Raw genomic sequence first — 1,234 nt, 5'->3', positions numbered from 1 at the left:
TCCTGCGCTTTCAGCGCGTTCAGCACCGGTTTCAGCGCGTAGTCAACGGCCAGCATGTGCGCCACGCTGCCGCCGCTGGCCAGCGGCAACACCACTTGATGTTCCAGCGCCCGCTCTGGCAGCAGATCGAGCAGGGTTTTCAGCGCACCTGAGAAAGAGGCTTTATAAATCGGTGTGGCGACGATCAGCCCCTCCGCGAGCGCTAAATCCGCTTTCAGCGCGGTCAGTGCCGGTGAGTCAAAGCGCGCATACAGCAAATCTTCCGGCTGAAAGTTGTGAATGTTCCACGGAATCACCTCAACGCCACGCGCTTCCAGCGCCCGCTGGCACACACTCAGCAGCGCCGTGGAACGTGAAGGAAAACGCGGACTCCCCGCCAGCGTAATAACCCGCATGGTCACTCCTTATAACTGAAAGTTATTGATTAGCAATCATTGAGAACTGATGCGTTCAATCCTGACAGAGCAGGCGGCGAGGCGTAAATGATTTATCCGGCAATGGATAGCCGTCAGGCGGGAATAGCGCGCGCTTATAAAGGAAGGGAAAAGCGCCTCTAAGGTTAATCTGAATTGCACCCGCAGATTGCCGGGTTTTCATTAGCGGCTTCCGTCACGGGCAAGGTAAGAATGATTAAAAGCGCTGTTGCCTGGTTAAACCAGAGGTGTAACCGTCGACACATATCGCCGGGCGCGCCATTGTCGTCAGGCTTAAGAAGAAATAGATGAGGTAATTTAAGGAGTAGCAAACAAACGCTGACGTAAGTTTAAAGCGGGCACCAGGATTTTTCGTAGTGGCTGTTTAGAATGTTCCATTTTAAGCTGGTCTCAAATTAGCGAGTAAGTGTGTCAAAGCGTGGCGTTTTATTAAAATCGCACCGTTTAACGCGTTTCCTGTTACCGATATTACGTATTACTTCAGCACTCTGGCCGGGATTGCTTCAGTTGCGCTTAACAATAAAAGGCAAATAAACAGCCAGTCTGTCAAGGGCCAAGTGTCATGCCGTCGGCGGGCTGTTTATAATTGATTGAGTTTTCTTACGCTAAAAAAAAGTCACTGCCTTATTTGCGCCTTAATTGGGCGGATTTTTGTCTGGCCATTATTCAGTATTATTTTCAGGGAGAGGAATATGGGAAGGTCTGCTCTGTTAGTGCATCCGGCTGAGCCGGTTGCCGATCAGCCTGCGCGCGTCGCGGCTAATAACGTTAATCCGCTGTTGGGTTATCTCCTGCAGCCG

General features: G+C 51.3%; 1 protein-coding gene. It reads right to left on the bottom strand.

The window, feature by feature from the left end; all coding sequences use genetic code 11:
* A partial coding sequence (gene ssuE / locus FT726_RS27330; protein ID WP_346303855.1) for an NADPH-dependent FMN reductase occupies positions 1 to 395 on the bottom strand: 395 nt, incomplete at its 3' end.
* Between the last annotated feature and the right edge of the window lie 839 nt (positions 396 to 1,234).

The sequence above is a fragment of the Pantoea sp. Morm genome, from assembly GCF_016643525.1.
Lineage (GTDB): Bacteria > Pseudomonadota > Gammaproteobacteria > Enterobacterales > Enterobacteriaceae > Pantoea > Pantoea dispersa.
This window is presented reverse-complemented; position numbering and strand designations above follow the sequence as displayed.